The following is a 23728-nucleotide window of genomic DNA, read 5'->3' as shown; positions in this document are numbered from 1 at the left end:
TGAGTGGTGTCAATTTTCTTTTCAACAGGTAGTGTTAAATGATTTTATTTGTTTGTCATTACTGATAATCCAACTCCGGTACTATCAGTTTTGCTTGATAGGCCTTTTGCCCAAATGGTATAAATTTTTCCTTTTTCAATTTTAACAGCTGGTAAGCTTACTTTAACTGTACCGCCTTGTTTTAACTGAAAGGTATAACTATCGTTTGGTGTAATGTTGCTAAAAGTAGTAAACTCTTTAAATGCCTTTGCAGTAAATAAAGGTGTCTCTGTACCTGAAATAGCTAAATCAAATGGTGCAGAACCCGGACTTAAGTTTACAAAGCGAACTTTTGCCTTATCGGTTTCTGGTGCTTTTAAATCATCTTCTAAAATTAAAAGTTTTGTCGATTTTAAAGTATCCACTACGAAAACCGAATAAAATGATCCTGATTTTAAAGTAGCTGTAGCTGTGGTTAAATATTTTAATGAATCTTTTTTGGCAACCCCAACCAATCTTGTTCCTGGGTAAGCGGCGTAATACCCTAAATCTTTAGTGTAAGTAAAACTGTTTACTTTTTGGTTGTCTAAAATAAAATCCAAGGCAGCTGTTCCTGGCGATGCGTGTATGAAACCAATACCTGCAGCTTCAATCGGATCGCTGTTAAAGTCTTTTTTACAAGCTGATATAGTTAATGTAATTGCAATAAGAGAGAGTATAATTTTTGTCGTAGTGCTAAAGTTTTTCAAATTAGTTTTCATTTTAATGTTATAAATCAATTTTATGAACAAAATTGGTTAATGGCCATTAACGCTTTTTTCTTGTAAAACGATTAATGGAATGAAAACGCTACACCAGCTTGGTTTTTTTATATAAAAAAAGCCACATGTAAACATGTGGCTTTAAAACAATATCTTAAATGAAATTTAAGAATACATTTGTTCTCTTAATTTGGCAACATCGCTGCTGTTAATGTATTCATCATAAGTCATTAACTTATCAATGGTTCCTTTTGGCGTAATTTCGATAATGCGGTTGGCAACAGTTTCTGTTAACTGGTGATCTCGTGAGGTAAACAATATGGCACCTTTAAAATCTTTCATGCCATTGTTCAATGCCTCTATGGATTCTAAATCAAGGTGATTCGTAGGTTCATCAAACATCAATAGGTTGGCTTGCTGCAACATCATCCTGGAGAACATGCAACGCATTTTCTCACCACCTGATAGTACTTTAACATTTTTAAGTACTTCTTCGCCTGAAAATAACATACGGCCTAAGAAACTGCGTACAAACTGTTCATCAGCTTCGGTGCCCGAATATTCGCGTAACCAATCAACGAGGTTTTCATCCTTGCCGGCAAAATATTCAGAGTTATCATTCGGTATATCAGCAGTACTGATGGTTACACCCCATTTAAATTCTCCTCTATGGTCGGTATCTCTACCGGTTAAAACATCGTAAAATGCGGCTGTTGCTAAGCTATTTTGAGACAATACGGCAATTTTATCGCCTTTGTTTACCATAAAAGTAACTTTATCGAATAAAATGCCTTCGTTCCCGTTTTTACCAAGGTTTTCTACCTGTAAAATCTGATCGCCTGCTTCGCGGCCTGTGTTGTTAAATATAATTGCAGGATATTTTCTGCTTGATGCTTTAATTTCGGTAATATCGATTTTATCGAGGGCTTTCTTACGCGAGGTAGCTTGTTTCGATTTAGATGCATTGGCACTAAACCTGCGGATAAATTCCTGCAGCTCTTTTACCTTATCTTCCATCTTCTTGTTCTGGTCGCTGCGTTGTTTTAATGCCAACTGACTGGATTCGTACCAGAAGGTATAGTTACCGGTGTAGATACTCATTTTCGCGAAATCGATATCCACAATGTGGGTACATACAGCATCTAAAAAGTGCCTGTCGTGAGATACCACCAATACTATATTCTGGTAATCGGCCAAAAAGTTTTCTAACCAGGCAATGGTTTCAATGTCCAAATCGTTGGTAGGCTCATCCAGTAGCAAAATATCTGGATTACCGAATAAGGCCTGCGCCAATAATACACGTACTTTTTGTGTATTATCAAGCTCTTTTAGTAATTTATGGTGGTTATCTTCGGTAATGCCTAAGTTGCTTAACATGGTTGCAGCGTTGCTTTCCATGTTCCAACCGTCCATTTCTGCAAAAAGATTTTCCAGTTCTCCGGCGCGTTCGCCATCTTTCTCGGTAAAATCTTCTTTCATGTAAATGGCATCTTTTTCTTTCATGATGGCATAAAGTTCTTTATGTCCGATCATTACTGTTTCTAATACCGAAAACTCATCAAATTCGTAGTGGTTTTGTTTTAAAACCGCCATTCTTTCGCCTGGTGTAAAAGCAACGCTACCGGAAGTTTGATTAACTTCTCCAGATAAAATTTTTAGAAAAGTAGATTTACCTGCACCGTTAGCCCCAATTACGCCATAGCAGTTGCCCTGGGTAAATTTTAGGTTAACATCTTCAAATAGTGTGCGCTTGCCGTACCGTAATGATAAATTAGAAACTGAAATCATGCTGTAATTGAAATAAGGCGCAAAGATATACAAAAAGGTTGACGGTAAAAAGGTATTTGGTTGCTGATCTTGAAATCGTAATGGTTAAAAACGGGAAAATGATGGTTTCTGTTCTTTTTGGCAAATACCGTCCCGTTATACGCTTTATTCGTTGTACTTCGTGTTCGCTGCTACCGGGTTTATTTTACAAAGGGGAGGAGCTTTTGGCAGGTTGCGCACCACTCAAATTAAAAAAGATTAATATATTTTCAGTATGCTTTTTTCTTCACGTTGTTTTGTATTTTAGTGCTACACACAAAATGAAATCAATATGAAAAAATTAACACTAGGCATTATAATGTCTACAATTTCCGTCGTGGCTTATGGCCAGGAATCCCAGTACAAGTATAAAGTAGATTTTTTTGGTGATACGATTCTGGTTGATTCGAAAGATAAGACCATAGGTAAACAGAAGAAAGACTTTTTTGGAAAAACCATTATTGTAGATAAAGATGGTAAAACCATAGCGAAGCAAAAGCAGGATTTTTTTGGCAATACAATATTGGAAAATGAAGCCGGAAAAACTGTAGGTACACAAAAAAAAGATTTTTTTGGCAATACGGTATTAGAAAGTGAACGCGAAGAAAACCTGGTGCCAAAACCTTTAGGTGGTTTAGTGCCTGGAGATGGAAAAACGGAAGTTACGTTAAAACAAAAGGCAGATATTTTTGGCAATACGATTATTGAAAACGATCGTGGCCAGGTTCTGAACGTTTATAAAACAGATATTTCGGGCAATATTACCATAGAAAACGGTGAGGGCAAGGTAATAGGCAAGCAGAAAAATAACTCGTTTGGCGAAACGGTTGTTGAAGATGACCATGGAAATGTGATTGCTAAGTATAAAAAAGATGTATTTGGCAATACTGTTGTAGAAGATGTTAACGGTAAAAAGATTGGGATTTTTAAAACAGATATTTTTGGAAATAAATCTTTTGTGCCGGAGCATTAAACAACTAAACCTCGTAGGTTTAACCGGAATAATTGGCTTTATGGCCTCATAGCGTCAGCACTGTTTATAACCTGCGAGGTTTATGTAATTTTTATCAGGGAGTGGGTTTTGCGTTAGGGATTGTAAGGGTTCAGTGCCGATTAAGCACCCCTGTTTTTATTAAATTACGGTATGCTTGCTTGTTTTACAGGCTTCATCGGTACCGGAGCAAAGCGAAGCCCTGAAAAAGCCCGACCCTTGTGCAGCTTGGGTAACGCCCAAATCATTTTATTAACTGTTCACATTTCTGGATGATGTGAGGTTTTATCCGGTAAAAAATATATTTTCGTTTTATGCAATCAGATCTCTTGCTCGAAAACATAAAAACAACGCTGCAAAAAAGTAAGGTAAAAAAATTAGCCGCTATTGCTTCTGAAGAAACCTTTTCGGTGAAAGATTTGATTGATTTAAGTTTTTACCATGATGAACAGATCGGTTTTAGGGCCGCATGGATTTTAGAAAATGTATTTACTCATCATCAGGAAAGATTTTTACCTTACACGCATTATTTCTTAGAAAAATTTCCTCAACAAACCAATTTATCTGCTTTAAGGCATTATGTTAAAATCCTGGCTTTTATAACTAAAAGAAATGCTTCAAAAGCACTTAAAGAAATTATTGCCGATTACAATACGGATCATTTAGTGGAAATTGTTTTTGCCTGGTTAATCGACGAGAAAATTCCTGTGGCTATAAAATCACATTGTTTAAACATTTTGGCCAATTTAAATGCCAAACACGATTGGATAAAGGAGGAGCTTTTACAAACGATGGATTTTTTGGTGGATAAAGAAAGTATCGGCTTTTTTGCGAAGGTTAAACAGATCAGGAAACAGCTTTCAGTTTGAAGTTAAGGGTTTGCAGTTATTTAGTTTAAGATTCAGTTAAGGGAACGTCAAAACTTTGGGAGTTGTTGCCTTCTTTCTTATACCTTCTGCCTTTTAGCTTATATTTACCACATGAGTACAACATACGATATCGTTTCAAAAGTTATAAAAGAACGTCGCAGTATTTTTCCTGCAAGCTATATAAAAAAAGAAATCCCGGTTCAGGTAATCAACCAGATTTTAGAGACAGCTAATTATGCACCTACACACAAATTAACGCAGCCCTGGCGTTTTGTGGTGATTAGAAAGGCTGGATTAGCCAAACTTGGTGAAGAACTGGGGAGGTTATATAAAGAGCTGGTTAGTCCGCAACAGTTCTTACAGAAAAAGTACGATAGTTTTGCCGAGAAAACAAGTCAGGCTGATTGCATTATAGCCATTAATATGCAGTTAAGTGGTAAAATACCGGAGTGGGAAGAATTAGCTGCTGTATCATGTGCGGTACAGAATATGGCGATAACGGCCGAAAGTTTACAGGTTGGCGCGTACTGGAGTTCGCCACCGTTGATTGATGATTTAGGCGAATTTTTAAGTCTTGCCGAAAATGAAAAGTGCATTGGTTTATTTTATATGGGTTATCATAATGAGAAACCATGGGCACCGAACAGAACTCCGATGGAAGATAAGGTGAGGTGGATAGAAGGGTAGGATGAAATCTTTGGATTTGCTATTACTATAAATTCGTTATTGTGAGGCTGGGGAGAGTACAGGGAATGCGTTAAATCCGTCATTGCGAAGATGGGGGAGAGCGAGCTGAAGCAATCTTTCTAGTAATGTTTCTAATACGGTCGTCATTCTCGCGCATGCGGGAATCGTAATGCGGTCGCTATGCTTTCGCTACGCTCGGGCTTGCCTCGGTTGGCCACCGAAGGGCTTTTACTTTTGGCTTGGCCCAAAAGTAACAAAAGTCCAAGGCTTGGAACTGATGTCGGATAAATTCGTTAAAGCTTTTTGGTCGTCAGCACAAGTTCCGCCGAAGGGGGCGGAAAGTGTGTGCTGCCTTAATGCTATTATAAAGAAAAAGGTATTGATAAAGCTTTAACGTTTTCTCCTTCCATCATTTCCTATGCCCGATAGCAGGGAGGAAATAGCGAGTAGCAGATACAGGCATCCGTAAGTTACTTCTTCTGAAACTATAAGGGGATGCATTCATCCGTCATCTTGACTGTAGTGGAGAGATCTTTGGATTTGTTATTACCATAAATCCGTAATTGTAAGGCTGGGATAGAGCGAGCCGAAGCAATCTTTCTAGTATTGTTTCTAACACGGTCGTCATTCTCGCGCATGCGGGAATCGTAATGCGGTCGCTATGCTCGGGCTTGCCTCGGTTGGCAACCGAAAGGCTCTTACTTTTGGCTTGGCCCAAAAGTAACAAAAACCCAAGGCTTGGAACTGATGTCGGATAAATTCGTTAAAGCTTTTTGGTCGTCAGCACAAGTTCCGCCGAAGGGGGCGGAAAGTGTGTGCTGCCTCAATGCATCGATATAATTAAAGGTAACGATAAAGCTTTTAACGTTTTCTCCTTCCATCATTTCCTATGCCGGAAAGCAGGGAGCATATAGCGAGGCGCAGATAGCGAGGTTTAAATAGCATGATGCAAGGAAAACGTTGAATCCGTCATTGCGAGGCAGGGAAAGGGCGAGCCGAAGCAATCTTTGTAGTTTTTAATACGGTCGTCATTCCCGCGCATGCGGGAATCGTAATTCAATTGCTATATTTTCGCTTCGCTTAGTCTTGCCTCGGCTCACCGCCGCCGAGGGGGCTCTTACCTTTTTCTTGATAAAAAGGTAACCAACCTGAGCGCAGCGAAAGCATGACTACCTATAAAAACAACAAACAATAAGGCATAACTGAAAGGCTTGGAACTGATGTCGGATAAATCCGTTAAAGCTTTTTGGTCGTCAGCACAAGTTCCGCCGAAGGGGGCGGAAAGTGTGTGCTGCCTCAATGCAACGATGAAAGAAAAAGGTAATGATAAAGCTTTAATGTTTTCTCCTTCCATCATTTCCTATGCCCGATAGCAGGGAGGAAATAGCGAGGGGCAGATACAGGCATCTGTAAGTTAATTCTTCTGAAACTATGAGGGGATGCTTTCATCCGTCATCTCGACCGTAGTGGAGAGATCTTTGGATTTGTTATCACAAAAAATCCTTCATAGCTTTTATGCTGGGGAGAGCGAGCCGAAAGCAATCTCTCTATCAAAAGATCTCTTTAAATCTAATGTGAGCATGTAACTGGAAATTACTTTATCGCATTAGAAATGCGAATCTCAACAATCCCCTTTATAAACGAGGACTACGTAGGATTTAAAAGATTTCTTCACTTCGTTAGAAATAACGATCTTTCTAATTATTTAATATATGTTAAATCCTCTGGATAATTATTTCGAGCAAAAAGATGAGCCAATTAAAAGTTGCCTACAATATTTGAGGGCGCTTTTATTGCGTTATGCCGATATTACGGAGCATTGGAAATATGGTATGCCTTTTTATTACCACAATGGGAAAATGTTCTGCTATCTTTGGACTCATAAAAAACTTCATCAGCCTTACATTGGTTTGGTTGACGGAAATATAATTGAACACGAAGATTTGTTGCAAGAGAAGAGACCCAAAATGAAGATTTTACTAATCAATCATCTTGAAGATATTCCTGAAAGGAAAATAGAATCTATCTTAAAACAGGCGTTTGCCCTTCGTAAATAAATATCTTACACCATTACATGTCTGCATTAAAATCCAATCTATACCAGCTTTGCCTAACCTTTATCCAAAACCGGATAGAAAACATTGAATATTCTTTGCAACAAGCCCGACAGGCTTCTAATGATGATACGAAAAGTAGCGCGGGAGATAAATATGAAACTACGCGCGAAATGATGCAGCAGGAGATGGACCGCAACAGTAAATTACTTTACGAAGCTGGTCAGCAGAAAATTGCCCTGCAGCAGATCGAAAATGTTGAATCAGATCGCCTGGTTAAAAACGGAAGTTTGGTTTTAACTACAGAAGGTAATTTTTACATCAGCATTAGTGCTGGTGAACTTAATACCGATGGGCAAAAGTTCTTTGCAGTATCCCAGGCTTCACCAATTGGGCGGTTTTTGATTGGAAAAGCCTTAAATGAAAGTTTTAAGTTTAATGGTAAGGAATATCTTGTAAAAGAGATACTATAAAATTTTCATTTAACCGTTCAAAGCTTGCATTAGACAGTTTTGAAGTCGCAGTAGATAGTTTTGAAGTCGCAGTAGATAGTTTTGAAGTCGCAGTAGATACTTCTGAGGTCGCAGTAGATAGTTCTGAAGTCGCAGTAGATAGTTCTGAAGTCGCAGTAGGTAGTTCTGAAGTCGCAGTAGGTAGTTCTGAAGTCGCAGTAGGTAGTTCTGAAGTCGCAGTAGATAGTTCTGAAGTCGCAGTTGACAGTTCTATACTCGCAGTAGATAGTTCTATACTCGCAGTAGATAGTTCTGAAGTCGCAGTAGGTAGTTCTGAAGTCGCAGTTGATAGTTCTATACTCGCAGTAGATAGTTCTGAAGTCGCAGTTGATAGTTCTGAAGTCGCAGTAGATAGTTCTGAAGTCGCAGTAGATAGTTCTGAAGTCGCAGTAGATAGTTCTGAAGTCGCAGCAGATAGTTCTGAAGTCGCAGTAGATAGTTCTGAAGTCGCAGTAGATAGTTCTGAAGTCGCAGTAGATAGTTCTGAAGTCACAGTAGATATTTTAACCAACGCAGTCAACAACAGGGTCTGTTCAATAAACTGTGCTCATCCTTAGAACTGGGAGAAATCTTAACCCTTCATTCCCGCAGATGATTAATTTTGAGTGGGCAGTTTCAATTAACCAATTCTATCTGTTATCCATTTAACCAACAATCAACGCTAATTATTTAATTCGCATCCGTTGCGCAAATGCTGGCACCAGGTAATTTTTTAAATCTGTATAGGGAATAAATACCACAATCTGGCCCTGGGCATAGCTGGCTACTTCGTAAGGGTTGTACATAAATGCAATCCCGTTTGCATTGAAATAAAAGTTATGATTAGGTTTTATAAAATTGTCGAACAATACCGTAGTAAGTGCATCCGTGGCTTTTATATTGTATTCTTTACGGAAATTCCGCTCCAAAATGCCTTGTAAAGCATTCGAATCTATTTTAACAATATCGCTCAATACCAGTTGTTTTTTGTTCTTTACATCTAAACAGAACATCGTACTGCTGTAGTTGCCATGCGCTCCGCCTGTATAAGCATCGGCCAGGAAATCAATTACCACATAACCGTTATCATTGTAATTAATCGATTGCTGGGTATCGTTTGTATAATTTAACCAAGCCTGAAAATCTTCTCCACGGCTGTTTTTAGATTCTTCGGTAGCCTGAGATTTATAATCCTTAAAATAGTCGTCGGCTATATATTTGAAACCCACTGAGCGTTCTACCTGTGGTTTAACACCAATTATCTTTTTAAGTTGTGTATTTAACCAGTTTCCGGCGTCATCATTATTTTTACTTTCTAAATATTCGAAGCTGATTTCTGCTGCGGGAGATTTCGGTTGATTGGCAAAAGCTTTTACTGAATCTTTATAAATTGCGGCCTTAAACGGATAACTGCCTTCAGGGTATTTTTCTGTAAGGGCAATGGGGAAATTTTTGGTTTTATCGCCACTTTCCCAGTTGCCATTAAAGCCATTTCCATTCCATTTAAGCCTTAAAAGCGGCGATTTGGAATCCTGTGTAAAATACGATTCGTAAAAGCTGTACTCGGCAAGCACTAAGCTATCTTTACCAATCAGAGTATCGGTACTGAGGTTAAGCCACGAGCCATTGTAATAATAGGTGCCGCTTACATCATTATCTACTTTTTGCAGGTGCATAATTACTGGTTTACCGGCAATTGTTCCCTCTAATCTTTTATAAAAACTGGCAGTAAGTTCAACTTTTGCATTTGTTGTACCGGCTTTGTTTTCGGAAGTGTTGTTGCTATTTTTAGGGTTGTTACAGGCGGATATAATCAATACTCCGAAAAGGAAACAAAAGAAATGGTATTTCATGGGGCAGGCTATTACTTAACAGTATTAAAGTTTACAGCGTTGCAAGGTTAAATTTTTCAACCTGAAAGCATACAAGATTTACAGTTGAGGCTATGATTTTGTTTTATTAAAACTTTTATTAATACTGTAGTATAAATTTTTGGCCGTGTACCTTCCTGGGTCTATTATTCTTCTGATGGTGTAGAGCGGATAATTTTCATCTCTGGCTGTAGAAAGAATAAAGGCCGCCTTAAAACCATGTTCTTTTAACTTATGTAATGTAGCGGATTTGAAAACTCCATAGGGGAAAGCGAAATAGGATACTTTTTTCCCGGTAATTTCTTCTAGTTTTTTGGTTGGCGCATCAATTTGGGTTGTCCAGTCTTCATCGGTAAACTGAGCAAAGTTTTTATGGTCGTAAGTGTGGCTGGCAATGGTGTTGCCTTCGTCTGCTAATTGCTTAATTTGCTGTTTAGTCATGTAATTGATCCTGCCTTTTCTACCTATTGATACAGTCATGATAAAATAAACACCTTTGAAGCCATATTTTTTCAAGGTAGAATTGCCTGTGGTAAACTGATCTTCATCGGTATCGTCAAAAGTTATCATAATTGGTTTTTCGGGCAATTTTCCTCCATAAACCAGGTAATTGTAGAGTTGATCGGGCAAAATGGTATGATAACCGCTATCTGCAAGCATTTTCATGTGTTCTTTAAACTTATCCGGGGCAATAATATCATCGTGCGCACGCTTACTGTCGCTGGCAATATTGTTTCTGATCTGGTGATAGCACAGCACAGGTACTTCTCTTTTTGCCAAAATGGTTTTGTTATCGGCCGGTTTAGTATTTGTAGAATCTTTTTTAACAGTTTCGGGGGTATTTGCGGTAGCCGTTATTTCTTTTTGTTTACTGCCGGAGCATGCCAATGAAAATGAACCCAAAACCAGGATTGATACTAGGGTATAGACAGCGGAACTGAGGTATTTTCTCAATGTTTTTATATTTATTTTACCAAAGATACAGCGTTTTCGGAAAGGATAAATGTTTTTTCATAAGCATCCCATTCTTTTTGCGTGATTCCGGATTTTAAGGCATTTCTTTTAAAGAAAGCGTAATCTGTAAATTCACCTTTAGTGTTTAAGCAGGTATTGAGAAACTTAAACATGCGCTGCTCTCCGATTGATTGTTCGAGCCCGCGTAATAAAAACGGGCCGTATGAATAACGGTAAGTGCCCGATATTTCATTCGCTTCTTTAATGGCATTTAATGGTTTTGCCTTAAAATTTTTAAGTTGTTTCCCTCTGTCTTCAAAATATTTGGTGCCGAATGTTTTTCCAAATTTTTTTTCGCTTGCTTTTACTGATAAATATTCGGCGGTAGATTCTAAAAAGAACCAGAATAAGGTGGCGTTTGGTTGCAGTACATTACCGAAATAGTAGTGCCCAATTTCGTGTGCGATAAATGGGTAATCGTTCTGGTTTTTAAGTTTGTGGTGTTCTTCATCAATCATATCGCCCAATTTAATGCCCGCAAAAGCAATGGTTGGAAACGACACAAAACCCCAGCTTCTGCCTTTGTTGAATTTTTCTACGGGCGCATGTTCAATAAAGATATTTTGGGTATTGTAGGGTATTTTTAACGCTTTAAAATAATAAGCTTTCATTTCGGCTATGTTTTCTTCAAAAACTTTAAGCTGCTTATCATTCATTTGGGTGTTTAAAAAAATCGCTCCTTTTGTTTTTTGTGCATCGTAATCGCCAGCAAAAATCATGGGTGCAATCGGCACATCCGATTTAAACCTTGCAACAGGACCTGCTTTAGGCAGATCGCCATTTACAAAGATCATTTTGGCATCTTTACTGATTACCTGAATGTCGAAAGTCATCTGTTCAATCTGACGGTCGTTTTTGATATCATAAATAACCGGATACCATTTAGATTGATCGGTAGCCCGCATTGTTTTACCATTAAAAGCAATTAAGCCTTTAAAATCGACAAAGTTTAGCGTATCGGTATAAATAGGGAATGCTCCTGTATAGGTAATGTGCAATTTCACGGGGTTAACCAACGTGCTATCTTTAAACAATGGGGTATAGGTTAAACCTTCTCCCCGCATGGCCCCACCGTAAAAACCAGAATAGTTTAAGGTTTGGTTTGCCGAATCTTTTATTGCTTTGATGTTAAATCCTTTGTTTAACAGGATCTGGTAATCTTTTCCAAGGTTGGGGATATTGCTTAATACAAAATCGCAGGTAATTTGCCCGGTGGCCATTACAATTTCAGCTTTACCAGTTAAATGCGGCGTTTGTGCATAGGAGTTAATCAACTGAAAAGTTAACAGAAGCAGTAGTAAGTATTTTTTCATGTTTAAGCGTTGGTTCGTTAAAAAGAAAAATCCCGGCAGTGCCGGGATTGGTGATTTAAAAACTGTTTTTAATGCTGTTGCTCAATGTTTTTGGCGACCAGTAACCGCTGGCAATAATTCTGCGGATGGTAAATAACGGGTCTTTTTCATCCCGTTTTGTAGAGAGTTGATAAGCCATTCTGAAACCACGTTTTTTAAGTTCCGGAATTCCTTCTGCATTCCATAAACCAAAAGGATAAGCAAATTCGGTCATGGTTTTGCCTGTAATTTCTTCTAGTTTTTTGGTTGGTTTATCCAGTTGTTCTTCCCAATCTTTACCGGCATATTTTTTAAAGTTTTTATGGTCGTAAGTATGGCTGCCAATAATGTTTCCTTCATCAGAAAGTTGTTTAATCTGCTCCCTCGTCATGTAATCTACAAACTTGCCTTTTCTGCCAATCGAAACCGTCATGATAAAATAAACGGCTTTAAAGCCTAATTTATCCAACGTTGGGCGAACAATGGTAAACTGATCCATGTCTGTATCATCAAAAGTTAGCATAATCGGTTTGCTTGGCAGGGCAGCACCAGTGTTCAGGTAAGCGTACAACTGATCGGGTAAAATGGTGTGGTAACCACTATCGGCCAGCATTTTCATTTGATCTTTAAAGTTTTGTATTTCTACAATATAATCTTTACCTACTTTACCATCGGTTGGTTTCCAGTTTCTCACCTGGTGATAGCATAAAATCGGCACTTGTTTTCGGGCCAGAATGGTTTTGGCATCGGCAACTTTTATCTTCGAAACATCAACCGGAGCTGCATTACCTGCTGCGGTTTTGGCCATTTTTGTTGTGGTATCTTGAGTAGAAGGGTTTTCTGTTTGTGATTTAGACTGGCAGCTGGCAAATAAGATTGCGCCTGCTGTTATTAAGGTTAAAAAGCTATATTTCATCATTGGGATATATGGCTACAAAACTATAAAATCTGTTAATTATTTAGCTATCAAAATAAATAGTGTTAATAATTTATTTAAAGCATATATAATTGAGCTAACTATCGCTTTTATTACACATTAAAACCTGCTTAATATGCTTTAATTAAATAATTTAGCGGTTCAAACAAATTTTAATGAATAAACTTTATAAACTCCTGTTGTGTGCGCAGTTTTTATCCCTAACTGTAGTTGCACAAAACAAAACTTTTACCATAACCGAGAATGTTCTGCCGCAACCTAAGGCGAATTATCAGCTTGCATCGCGTTTTTCGCCAAACAAGTTGAAAAAAATGGTGTATTCTACCGCGGTAGATCCGCATTGGCTAAAGTTAAGTAACCGTTTTTGGTACACTTTCGAAAGTCCGAAAGGTAAATTCTGGTATTTGGTAGATCCTGCTACAAAAAGCAAAAAACTGATGTTTGATAATGCTAAAATTGCTGCAGATATTACCCTGGCCGTTCGTGATCCGTTTGATGCTGAGCATTTACCACTCGAAAACTTAAAATTTGCTTCGGATGAAAAAAGTATCTCCTTCGAAATTAAAAGCAGTGTTGATGAGTTAAAAAAAGACAGGAAAGATAAAAAAGCGGCAGATTCGATGCAGAAGAAAATATTTTCTTTTAAGTATGAACTGGCCACTGCAAAGTTAACTGAGGTACCGAATTTTAGTAAACCCAAACCAAAACCAGCATGGGGATCAGTAGCACCAGATTCATCTGCTATTATATTTTCACGCAATTATAATTTGTATTGGATGGATAAGGACAATTACAAAAAAGCGGTTAAAAATGAAGATGACAGTACCATTGTAGAACATCAGTTAACAAAAGATGGCGTAAAATTCTATTCGTACGGGAGTGATGGCGATGGCGAAAACAATGTAGAAAACGAAAAGAATAATAAAAAACGCCGCGGTGCTTATGTGCTTTGGTCGCCGAATTCGAAATATTTTGTTTTAGACAGGACTGATTCGCGTAAGGTTAAGGATCTTTGGGTAATTAACAGTGTTACACCTGGCCGCCCAACTTTAGAAACCTATAAATACCAAATGCCTGGAGAGGCTGAAGCTCCTCAGGATGAGGTTTTGTTATTTGATTTTGCAGCAAAATCTTACAAAAAACTAAGTGTTGCAGCTTTTAAAGATCAAAGTATTTCGGTTTGGAGTAAACCTTCATTAAATAAAGACCGTGATAATGAATTCCGCCCGTCTATATGGCTCGGCAATGATAGCCGTTTCTATTTTTCTCGTACCAGTCGCGATTTAAAGCGTATTGATATTGGTACAGTAGATATTGCTACCGGAAAAGTTACTCCAATTATCGACGAACGTTTTAATACTTATGTAGAGGTAAACCGCACGGGTTTGGTAAATGATGGTAAAGAGCTGATTCATTGGAGTGAGCGTGATGGCTGGGCGCATTTTTATCTTTTTGATGAAAATGGTAAACTGAAAAACCAGATTACCAAAGGTGCTTTCCACTGCGAAAGTATTGTGAATATTGATGAGAAAAAACGCATCTTATATTTTACGGCTAACGGACGTGAAGGCAAAGAAGATCCTTATTATTTGCATTTATACAGCATTAATTTTGATGGCTCGAATATGAAATTGTTAAATGCCGGCGATTTTGACCACGCTTCGAGCATGAATGATAACAATACTTTTTTTGTAGACAATTATTCGAGGGTTAATACTGCGCCTAAGGCTACGCTTTATGATGGTACTGGTAAAAAAGTAATGGATCTGGAAACAACTGATTTATCATTGTTGATGACCGCTGGTTACAAATTTCCGGAAACTTTTAAAGTAAAGGCTGATGATGGCATTACTGATCTGTATGGTGTGATGTATAAACCATTTGATTTCGATCCAAATAAAAAATACCCGATTATTGAGTATGTATATCCAGGGCCGCAAACGGAAGCTGTGAATAAGGCATTTAGTAAAAGTATGGACCGCACAGAACGTTTGGCTCAATTCGGTTATATCGTAATCACTGTTGGTAACCGGGGCGGAAACCCTTCGCGTTCTAAATGGTACCATACTTATGGTTATGGCAACCTGCGCGATTATGGTTTGGCTGATAAGAAAACGGCTATTGAGCAACTGGCAGCAAAATTTCCTTATATAGATGAATCTAAAGTAGGGATTACAGGCCATTCTGGCGGTGGTTTTATGTCTACAGCGGCCATGTTGGTTTATCCTGATTTTTTTAAAGCAGCAGTTTCTAATGCAGGAAACCACGATAACAGCATTTATAACCGTTGGTGGAGCGAAAAACACCATGGGGTAAAGGAAACCATCTCGTTAAAGGGCGATACTTCATTTAAATACAGCATTGATAAAAACCCTGATCTGGCTAAAAACCTAAAAGGGCATTTGTTATTGATGCATGGTGATGTAGACAATAATGTGCATCCTGCGAACTCCATCCGTGTGGCCAATGCATTGATGAAAGCGGGTAAACGTTTCGATTTCTTAATTATCCCTGGTCAACGCCACGGCTTTGGAGATATGACAGAATATGCTTTCTGGAAACTGGCTGATCATTTTAACAAATATTTAATTGGCGATTTCTCAGAACCGAGCGATGTTGATTTGGTAGAAATGGACAGAGATATCGAACAGAACGGAAAATAAAATTCATTTAACCACAGATTAAGAGGATGAACACAGATAATGAATCCGTGTTTATCAGTGTTCATCTGTGGTTAAACAATATTCCTATGAGCCATCTGTCGTTTTTGGAAAGCAGGGCGCGGTAGTTCTTCGGTTATTGTAGTCCTGCTATTGCCTATAGTCCCGATTTAAGTGCTCTTAAATACAAGATATTTCCTCAAATCGGGAGCTATTTGGCGCTATCAGGTTTAATAAATCAGGCTTGTGTTTAAAAGGGTAAGCCGTTGTCACTGGTTCACGTTACGCGTCATCCTGAATTTATTTCAGGATCTATTTCTGTTGCAATCCTTTAGTGAATAGAATATAAACATAAAAGCCCCGAATATTTCGGGGCTCTTGTTTCTTGATCTGTAAGGTAATCCTTTGGGTGTTCTGCTTATTTGTAAAGGTAGTTTACAGCAATAACATCATTAGCGTTAAAGGTGCGGTTACCACCATTAGAACAGGCTAACATAAATGAAGCTGCATCAGGATTGGAAGGAGTTCCTGGAATTCTTACTGCGCCAACATTGGATGCACCTTCATTGCCTGCGCCACTAGCACCACAGCTAAATGCACGGTTCATGTAATCGGTATGACGGAAACCTATGCAGTGGCCAACTTCGTGCTGGATCACAGAAGCCAGATACAATAAATCAGGGTTGCTTCCATAAGCAGCAGCATTTGTATTCATTTTGATCTGATTAAATGGTTTTCCTGATGATGTTGGGAAGCCTGCAGAGCCTAAGGTGATAAAACCTCCGCTAGGGCCTTCATTAAAGCCTATTACATTAATGTTTCCAGTTGTACCCGCACTAGCCCTTTGGAAAGTAATGCGAAGGCCCAATGAATTGTACCTCGAAATCATGGTATTTACGGCATCGCTGTATACCTGTGGTAAATTGGTTACTGATACTGTGATAACACGCGGTAAAGATTTTACAACATTAGTGGTTCGGTATTGCTCGGTTTCAGCAATATTTAAATTTGCACCGGTAGAAGTTTCAGTTAAATTATCTTCAGTTAAAAGGATATCGCCTTCAACTAAATAACCTTCGTCTATTTTGCGGAGGTTATCAGTGCTAAATCCTAACGATTTAATTTGTGATAATTTGTCGGCCGAAATATCTGTTTTGTTTTCTACTGCACTTTCTGTATTATTACTCTTACAAGAGTATAGAGTAGTGAATAAAAGGCATAGTGCTGCCATTGATAAAAATTGGGATGTTTTCATCTTGTTTAGGTTTGATTTTTTTTAAATTGAATAAGTTAGTTAATAAAATTTGCGGATTACCTTATAAATCCTAATTTAGGGAACATAAACGATGTAAACAAAACTTTGTTATAAAATATTTATTGAAAGTCACTACTGTATTTTTAGTTTTATTCTTTTGTCTGTCTGCTTTTGGTTTAAACGCACAGGTACAACCTGCTGGAATAGAAAAATATTTTGAAAAATATATTTCAAAAGGTGTTAATTTTCAAAAATCACCAGCCGATTCGTTGGTTTTAGTTCGGTTTAACCGTAGCTTAACAACCCGGGAAATTGAGTTATTGCACCCAAAAAAGAAGCTTGCCAGCGATTATTTTATTGTCGAAAAATCAGCTGTTTCCAACCTATCCAAAAATGTAATTGATCAGCAACAGGCTAATGCCCTTTGGAAAGCCAGTGATCGGTTAATGAAAGTGCTGAACAATGCAACAAAAAAGAGTGATTCCGTTCGGGTAAGGCTTTCTTTTAAAAACACAAATGAATTAACAGTTGCCGCTAAAAACCTTAATGTTAAAGCAATAGATTATGCTAATAATATAGTAACAGTTGATATTTTGCCATCGGATTTACTGTTGGTGCTGGAAAGTGATGGTATATTATATGCGGATACACTGCCGGTTGCCAAAACAGAGGTGGTTATTAATGGGCTGGATTTGAGTTTAAATCAGATTTCTAACGCCCATATTCTTTTTCCAGGTATTGATGGCAACGGAATCAATGTTTCTTTTAAGGAGGGAATGTACGATGCAACCGATCTTGATTTACTTGGGAAAACCGTACCAGGAGCAATTATAGGTAAAACACCTACCAGCCATGCCACCACAATGGCCACGCTGGCATTAGGCAATGGCAATTCGTTTATCAGGGGGTTAGGGGCTGCACCTAAAGCTAGACTTGCATTTTCTGATTTTTCTAACCTCATGCCCGATTTAGCTGCTGATTTAAACACGCTTAAAATCAGTGTCCAAAACCATTCTTATGGTACTGATATTGATAACGATTATGGCATGGAAGCCGCTGCTTACGATAAGCAGATTTATGAAACGGATACGATGATCCATGTATTTTCTGCCGGAAATAAAGGAACAACCACGCCCTCAGTTGGCTTTTATCAGAAGATTAACTCAAGGGCTAACCTCACCGGTAATTTTAAACAGGCCAAAAACCTATTGGTTATTGGGGGCATTAGCAGGGAAGATGTATCTGAGAGTTTGAGCAGCAAAGGCCCGGCTTATGATGGCCGCGTAAAGCCCGAGCTTGTTGCTTTAGGCGAAGATGGAACCTCAGGCTCGGCCGCAATTACGAGTGGATCAGTTGCTTTACTGGAACAATTTTACCAACAAAAATATAAAAAAGCTGCTTCTGCACCATTAATAAGGGCAACACTGATCAATTCTGCTGATGATTTGGGAACGCCACAAGTTGATTTTGTGTACGGCTATGGGAAATTAAATGTAACCCAATCGTTAAAAACTTTAGATGAAAACCGGGTTGCAAGGTATGAGGTTGCCAAAAACCAGGATCTGGTAATTCCTTTAACTATTCCTGCCAATGTAACCGAAGCTAAGCTTACCATTACCTGGAATGATCCTCCGGCAACTGTAAATGCCGCACAAAGTTTGGTTAATGGATTGGATTTAAGTCTCCAAAGCCCATCAGGAAGTGTAACCCTACCGTGGGTTTTAAGCAGTTTCGCTAATTTAGATTCCCTTTCAAAGCCTGCGGTTAGAAAAGCGGATGTAATTAATACTATTCAGCAGATCAGCGTGGAAAACCCAAACCCAGGTGTGTACCAGGTTCATGTTAAGGGAAACAGGATTGCAACTGGCAACAATCAGCGTTTTGCATTGGCTTACCGTTATAAAATGAAGAATACTTTCTCTTTCGTGAGCCCGGAAAAAGATGAATACTTTTTTGCCAATGAAGGAAATTACATCCGGTGGGAAAATAATTATTCAAGCAAAAGCGGAAACTTGTCTGTAAGTTATAATGATGGAACTTCCTGGGAATTAATAGCATCGGGAGTGGATTTAAGCAAGGGTTTTTATAATTGGGTTGCGCCTGATTTGTTTTCGAAAGCGATGGTAAAAATGGAAGTAGAAAGCAATGTAATCATGAGTCAAACCTTTGTGATTTCTAACCCAAGATTATTAAAGGTAGGGTATGCTTGTAAGGATGGTATTGTGCTAAATTGGAATCCACAGCCTGGTGCCAAAGATTATACACTCTATAACGTGGTGGATAAGGTACTTACGCCGGTTTTAAACCTTACAGATACCCTTGTGAAGCTGGATATTAATAAAATTTCGGGAAAGTATTTTGCCGTGGCCGCCAACGGTACGGGGTTTACAGGGTTAAAAAGCTATACCATCGATTATACCCAACAAGGAATTGCCTGTTATGTTAAAAGTTTGTCGGCTTCGGTTATTGAAGATAAAATCAGACTTGATTTGAGTATTGGAACCACGTTGGATTTAAAAAATATCATTTGGGAAAAACAGACTGGCGTAAATACGTTTACACCTTTACAACAGACTAAACCTGTTCAAAATCAATTGGAATATGCTGTTTTTGATGATAAACCAAAAGCGGGAATACAGTTTTATCGGGTTACATTCGAAACGGCCAGTGGACAGGTGCAAAGCGATCTTGTTTCGGTGGTTTACCTTAAAGAAGATCAATTTGCTTTCTTTCCCAATCCAGTAGCCGATTATTTAACCATTCTGAGTGGATCATTCGAAGATTATAGTCTGGCTATTTTTAACATTTTGGGGCAGAAGGTTTTCGAAGAAAAGGCAACAAGTTCTAATAAATTTGCCCTCAATGCATTATCTACAGGTGTTTATGTTGGTGTTATTAATAAAAACGGACAGCAATTGAAAAAATTTAAATTAATTAAGAAATAGTTAAATTATATATACTTCTTGTAAGGGTTAGGTATTACCTAAACTTAGCTTTGTTATATTTAAATCCATAACCAATTTGTTCAAAATTATTCTTTGGAGATGCTGTAAGTAAGGTTTGTATCTAACTTAGTAGGTAAAGCTTGTGGCCGATTATATTCTTTTATATAATGGATCAGGTTTTTCCGGTCACAATCTGATAGACTATCTAAAGTTTTAATTTTATTACTTAAAAATCGCTCACTTTTGAAATATCCTTTATGTTTGCTAATAAAGATAAAGTCTCTTAATTTAAGGCTGTCCATTTTTGATAGCTCAAAGTAAGAAGGTACTTTGGGGTAATATCTTTTTTCTTGCTCTACATGACAGCTTCTGCAGCCAATGTTAAATTCAAGGTCACTTCCTTTAGCTAGGTAAAGAGCATCGCAAGTATCGACTAACATTTTAGCACGATTTTTAGTAGCTGCTTCTTTATTATTTTTACCTGTGCAGCCAATTATAAATGAGATAATTAACAAACTACCTAAACTTAGCCTTATTATATTTGAAACCATTGGTATGGGGATTTATAACTTTCGTTTATTTTTCAGGTATTGTATTCGAAGCATCTTCAGGTGTTCTTAATATATACAAATGTGGCCGGTTATATTCTTTAATGTAATGGATCAGGTTTTTACGATCACAATCTGATAGACTATCAATTTTTTTAAGCCGTTGTTTTGTAATCGGAGCATCTTTATATAAACTAAGGTTCTTTTTATGCTTAATGATGAACAAAAAATCTCTTAATTTTAAACTATCCATGCCAGAAACCTCTTTCATGGTAAGCAAATCAGGTGTAATTCTTTTATCTCTCTGGGTGTGACAGTTTATACATTTAATGTCTTCTCCAATTTGAGCTGCTTTTTCTACATTTAGCTTACAGGTATCTGTTTTCGTTTTAGCCAGCGCCTCAGATTTATCATTGTTTCGATTTATACAGCTTAAGGTAAGTAAGACCAGTAATAGATTACCTAAACTTAGCTTTGTTATATTTAAATCCATTGGTGGGGTTGTTTAAAAATCTTCGTAAATTCTCTACTGTATTTAAACTTGGGTTAGCGTAATGAATGCCACCGGAAAGTTTTTTGCCCTGGGCTAAAGCAACTTTTGCAAATAATTGGTTGAGCGTCATTTTGTTGCAGGTTAAGGTGTAGGCATGTTGTATAAAATATAATTTTAAATCGTAAAAATAATGTAGGATGATTTTGCTTAAAGGCAATAGTATCTACTAATATACACTAATATATAGTTAATACTACAATTATCTAATCCAAACATTTTTCTTGAAATTTGATGGAGACCCCAGCAAAATTATTATTGTAGGCTTATAGTTGATAAATGCCAGTCGTTTAACTAAACCTGCATCCTTTTAGCATTTTCTTCGTATTTTTCAACAAATCATACCAATCATTAGAAACTAAGTTGTATAAATGAAAAAACTCCTACTACTTTCTACCTCTGCACTCCTTTTTTTAAGTGCTTGCAGGCAAAATATCCAAAGTACAGAAAACGTTCCTGATTCTTTGGCGATAAAAGCCATAAATGATTCTAGTTTAACCCAATATTTAGCTGTTATTGCTGCGGATAGTTTGGAAGGAAGAAAACCCTTTACTGTTGGCGAAACCAAAACCATTAATTATTTAAAGGCACAGTTCGAAAAATTGGGCTTGGAACCTGGTAATGGAAAGCGTTTTTTTCAGGAAGTACCGATGGTTGAAATTAAATCTGTACCTGAAGATAAAATGCTATTTAAGGGAAAAACAAGTTCTTTGGTGCTAAATTACTTAACCGATTTTGTTGCCGGAACAAGGCGTGTACAAAATGAAGTGAGCATAAATAATTCGCCACTGGTTTTTGCTGGGTATGGCATTGTTGCACCCGAATATGGTTGGAACGATTATGCCAACCTTGATGTGAAAGGAAAAACTGTTGTGGTGTTGATAAATGACCCTGGATTTGCAGATTCTACTCTGTTTAAGGGTAAAAATATGACTTATTACGGCCGTTGGACATATAAGTTTGAAGAAGCCGCAAGGCAAGGTGCTGCCGGAATTATCATTGTGCACGATACTGAACCTGCCGCCTACCCCTGGACTGTTGTACGTAGCGGATGGTCGAAATCTAAACTTACCCTGCAAAGCGAGGATAACGGTATGAACCGAAGTATTGTGGAAGGTTGGATTACTTTGGATAAGGCAAAACAGTTGTTCGCAATGGATGGCAAATCATTTGATGAGCTGGCTTTAAATGCCCGTAAAAAAGGTTTTAAAGCTGTTGATTTGGGTATCACTACCTCATTAAAAGTTAAAAATACCATTAAAAAATCGGTTACCTATAATGTGCTGGCAAAAATACCGGGCGACAAACGTAAAGATGAGGCCATTATTTATTCGGCCCACTGGGACCATTTAGGCGTGGGAGAAAAAATACAGGGCGATTCGATTTATAATGGAGCGGTTGATAATGCAACAGGCGTGGCATCTCTTTTTGAAATTGCTTCAGCCTTTAAAAAATTACCTAAAGCTCCGGGCAGAACGATTTTATTTATTTCATACACTGCTGAAGAGCAAGGTTTATTAGGGTCTGAATATTATGCCAAGCATCCTGCCTTTCCTTTGGCAAAAACTGTTGCCAATATTAATATGGATATGATGGGCATTGCCGGTAAAACCAAAGATATTGTAGTATATGGTTTCGGCCAGTCTGAACTGGAAGATTATGCAGCAGAGGCTGCTAAAAAGCAGGGGAGGGTTATTGTGCCAGATCCTGTTCCGTCATCAGGTTTGTATTACCGATCAGATCATTTTAACCTGGCCAAGGTTGGTGTGCCGTCGCTGTTTACAGGTTCGGGAGTAGACAACATTAAAAACGGAAGGGCATGGGGATTAAAACAGGTTGCAGATTTTACCAAATTCCGTTACCATTCTCCTCAGGATAATTTTGATGCTAAAACATGGGATTTATCTGGCATTATAGCAGATGTTAGGATGCTTTTCGATTTGGGTTACCGCATCAGCAATGAAGATTCTTACCCTAAATGGAAAGATGGATCGGAATTTAAAGCCATCAGAGAAAAGAAATAAACAAAAAGCGTCCCGATTGGAATAACCGGGACGCCTTTTGAAAAAAAGTCATTTATTAAGTTTTTCTATTGGATAGACTTAATTAAAAGTAGAACTGTACACCTAATCTTGGTGCAAAAGTATCAGCATTTAAGCCAAAACTGTTTGTTTTTAATTTAGCACCTGTTCCTTCAGCTTTAATAGTGTAGTTTTCATAACTTAAACCTTTAACTGAAAGTTCGATACCGATTTTTTTAGTTGGAAAGAAAGCAAAACCTGGAGCAACTTCTACACCGATTTTAGTTGTAGTTCCCAATTTTACTGAGTTATCGCCATTAGCATCTGTTGCTTTTAACTGCCCGAAAGCCAATGGAACAGATAATTGGCCGAAAAATTTAAATTGATCTGATAAACCAACATAGTAACGACCGAAAGGAGCAACTTTAAAAGCACCATCTTGTGTTTTTTCGCTAACTGTTTTATTGTATTCGTAACCTACACCTGTACCGATTGCAAAATTGTTGCTGATAAAATAACCAACACTTGGTAATACTGTAAAGCTGAAATCTGCTTTTGGAGCGCCGTCAACTTTTGTCGAATTTACACCTACGTTACCACCTAACATAAAATTTCCTTTTTCAGTTTGTGCTTGTGCACCATAAACTAAACCTGCTACTGCTACTAAAGATAATAATAGTTTTTTCATCTTTTTTATTATTTATTTGTTATTAAAATATAGTCAATTTTGTAAATTTAATGTCTGACTATGTTCGCCTAAAAGTCAACACTTGTGCCAAAAAACATTGCTTAGGTCATTAAAAAATCAGTTTTTGGACAACTGCTTCACTCACAAACAGATGTAAATTTAATGTTAAGTCAATATTATTTTCGTGTGACTAAAAATCAATCGATCGATTAATTTTTTAAGCATGACAGATTGACAATCTGACTTTTTTTGTATAAATGTCAGATTTAT

Annotated in this window: 21 protein-coding genes; 8 read left to right on the top strand and 13 right to left on the bottom strand. The window is 37.7% G+C overall.

Annotated features, from left to right (window positions below):
* Nucleotides 1-44 precede the first annotated feature (44 nt).
* Both ACZZZW_RS20195 and ACZZZW_RS20190 read right to left on the bottom strand, forming a co-directional pair.
* The gene (locus tag ACZZZW_RS20195) at nucleotides 45-740 is read right to left on the bottom strand and encodes a DUF4397 domain-containing protein (RefSeq protein WP_055905853.1); all 696 of its coding nucleotides are present in this window, start codon (nucleotides 738-740) and stop codon (nucleotides 45-47) included.
* 165 nt (nucleotides 741-905) lie between these two features.
* Complete coding sequence (locus tag ACZZZW_RS20190; protein WP_055905850.1) at nucleotides 906-2528, bottom strand: ABC-F family ATP-binding cassette domain-containing protein; 1623 nt, start codon at nucleotides 2526-2528, stop codon at nucleotides 906-908.
* 310 nt (nucleotides 2529-2838) lie between these two features.
* Here ACZZZW_RS20190 and ACZZZW_RS20185 point away from each other — a divergent pair, with 310 nt between their 5' ends.
* From ACZZZW_RS20185 to ACZZZW_RS20175, 3 genes are all read left to right on the top strand, one after another.
* Nucleotides 2839-3519, top strand: coding sequence for a hypothetical protein (locus ACZZZW_RS20185; protein ID WP_055905844.1), 681 nt, complete (start codon nucleotides 2839-2841; stop codon nucleotides 3517-3519).
* Between the two features lie 332 nt (nucleotides 3520-3851).
* A complete protein-coding gene (locus ACZZZW_RS20180; RefSeq protein ID WP_055905841.1) occupies nucleotides 3852-4406 on the top strand; it encodes a hypothetical protein in 555 nt (184 codons plus the stop codon).
* Nucleotides 4407-4517: 111 nt separating this feature from the next.
* Nucleotides 4518-5093, top strand: coding sequence for a nitroreductase family protein (locus tag ACZZZW_RS20175; RefSeq protein ID WP_055905835.1), 576 nt, complete (start codon nucleotides 4518-4520; stop codon nucleotides 5091-5093).
* A 698-nt stretch (nucleotides 5094-5791) separates the two neighbouring features.
* Here the strand turns inward: ACZZZW_RS20175 and ACZZZW_RS20170 are convergent.
* Both ACZZZW_RS20170 and ACZZZW_RS20165 read right to left on the bottom strand, forming a co-directional pair.
* Nucleotides 5792-5977 (bottom strand): hypothetical protein, encoded by a 186-nt coding sequence (locus tag ACZZZW_RS20170; protein ID WP_463496152.1) that lies wholly within the window; start codon nucleotides 5975-5977, stop codon nucleotides 5792-5794.
* Between the two features lie 233 nt (nucleotides 5978-6210).
* Nucleotides 6211-6450, bottom strand: coding sequence for a hypothetical protein (locus tag ACZZZW_RS20165; RefSeq protein ID WP_463496150.1), 240 nt, complete (start codon nucleotides 6448-6450; stop codon nucleotides 6211-6213).
* 355 nt (nucleotides 6451-6805) lie between these two features.
* Between ACZZZW_RS20165 and ACZZZW_RS20160 the strand changes: the two genes are divergently transcribed.
* The gene (locus ACZZZW_RS20160; RefSeq protein WP_463496148.1) at nucleotides 6806-7150 is read left to right on the top strand and encodes a DUF1801 domain-containing protein; all 345 of its coding nucleotides are present in this window, start codon (nucleotides 6806-6808) and stop codon (nucleotides 7148-7150) included.
* Between the two features lie 17 nt (nucleotides 7151-7167).
* Nucleotides 7168-7620, top strand: coding sequence for a 3-oxoacyl-ACP synthase (locus ACZZZW_RS20155; protein WP_463496146.1), 453 nt, complete (start codon nucleotides 7168-7170; stop codon nucleotides 7618-7620).
* On the opposite strand, the gene ACZZZW_RS20150 is transcribed toward ACZZZW_RS20155, so the two are convergent.
* The 5 genes from ACZZZW_RS20150 to ACZZZW_RS20130 form a co-directional block, all read right to left on the bottom strand.
* Entirely contained in the window at nucleotides 7583-8152 is a 570-nt protein-coding gene (locus ACZZZW_RS20150; RefSeq protein ID WP_463496144.1) for a hypothetical protein, read from the bottom strand. The genes ACZZZW_RS20155 and ACZZZW_RS20150 overlap by 38 nt on opposite strands.
* A 172-nt stretch (nucleotides 8153-8324) precedes the next feature.
* On the bottom strand, nucleotides 8325-9491 hold the full coding sequence (locus ACZZZW_RS20145) for a DUF3298 and DUF4163 domain-containing protein (protein WP_055905823.1): 1167 nt from the start codon (nucleotides 9489-9491) through the stop codon (nucleotides 8325-8327).
* Nucleotides 9492-9581: 90 nt separating this feature from the next.
* Nucleotides 9582-10463, bottom strand: coding sequence for a polysaccharide deacetylase family protein (locus ACZZZW_RS20140; protein ID WP_082458668.1), 882 nt, complete (start codon nucleotides 10461-10463; stop codon nucleotides 9582-9584).
* Nucleotides 10464-10474: 11 nt separating this feature from the next.
* Nucleotides 10475-11836, bottom strand: coding sequence for a M1 family aminopeptidase (locus ACZZZW_RS20135; protein WP_055905820.1), 1362 nt, complete (start codon nucleotides 11834-11836; stop codon nucleotides 10475-10477).
* Nucleotides 11837-11891: 55 nt separating this feature from the next.
* Nucleotides 11892-12770, bottom strand: coding sequence for a polysaccharide deacetylase family protein (locus tag ACZZZW_RS20130; RefSeq protein WP_055905817.1), 879 nt, complete (start codon nucleotides 12768-12770; stop codon nucleotides 11892-11894).
* Nucleotides 12771-12946: 176 nt separating this feature from the next.
* Here ACZZZW_RS20130 and ACZZZW_RS20125 point away from each other — a divergent pair, with 176 nt between their 5' ends.
* Nucleotides 12947-15454, top strand: coding sequence for a S9 family peptidase (locus ACZZZW_RS20125; RefSeq protein ID WP_463496140.1), 2508 nt, complete (start codon nucleotides 12947-12949; stop codon nucleotides 15452-15454).
* Nucleotides 15455-15869: 415 nt separating this feature from the next.
* Here the strand turns inward: ACZZZW_RS20125 and ACZZZW_RS20120 are convergent, their stop codons facing one another.
* Entirely contained in the window at nucleotides 15870-16706 is an 837-nt protein-coding gene (locus ACZZZW_RS20120; RefSeq protein ID WP_055905810.1) for a M57 family metalloprotease, read from the bottom strand.
* 122 nt (nucleotides 16707-16828) lie between these two features.
* Here ACZZZW_RS20120 and ACZZZW_RS20115 point away from each other — a divergent pair, with 122 nt between their 5' ends.
* Nucleotides 16829-19651: a S8 family peptidase gene (locus tag ACZZZW_RS20115; RefSeq protein ID WP_463496137.1), complete on the top strand. Its 2823-nt coding sequence runs from the start codon at nucleotides 16829-16831 to the stop codon at nucleotides 19649-19651.
* Nucleotides 19652-19737: 86 nt separating this feature from the next.
* On the opposite strand, the gene ACZZZW_RS20110 is transcribed toward ACZZZW_RS20115, so the two are convergent.
* On the bottom strand, nucleotides 19738-20202 hold the full coding sequence (locus tag ACZZZW_RS20110) for a hypothetical protein (RefSeq protein WP_157255358.1): 465 nt from the start codon (nucleotides 20200-20202) through the stop codon (nucleotides 19738-19740).
* Nucleotides 20203-20227: 25 nt separating this feature from the next.
* Nucleotides 20228-20692: a hypothetical protein gene (locus ACZZZW_RS20105; RefSeq protein ID WP_463496134.1), complete on the bottom strand. Its 465-nt coding sequence runs from the start codon at nucleotides 20690-20692 to the stop codon at nucleotides 20228-20230.
* Between the two features lie 428 nt (nucleotides 20693-21120).
* Here ACZZZW_RS20105 and ACZZZW_RS20100 point away from each other — a divergent pair, with 428 nt between their 5' ends.
* Nucleotides 21121-22773 (top strand): M28 family metallopeptidase, encoded by a 1653-nt coding sequence (locus ACZZZW_RS20100; protein ID WP_463496132.1) that lies wholly within the window; start codon nucleotides 21121-21123, stop codon nucleotides 22771-22773.
* An 82-nt stretch (nucleotides 22774-22855) separates the two neighbouring features.
* On the opposite strand, the gene ACZZZW_RS20095 is transcribed toward ACZZZW_RS20100, so the two are convergent.
* Nucleotides 22856-23458, bottom strand: a complete 603-nt coding sequence (locus ACZZZW_RS20095; RefSeq protein ID WP_055905798.1) for an outer membrane beta-barrel protein — start codon at nucleotides 23456-23458, stop codon at nucleotides 22856-22858.
* Between the last annotated feature and the right edge of the window lie 270 nt (nucleotides 23459-23728).

The organism is Pedobacter sp. AC379, assembly GCF_979258145.1.
Note: the sequence above shows the minus strand (reverse complement) of the source record. Positions and strands in the feature narration are given on the sequence as shown.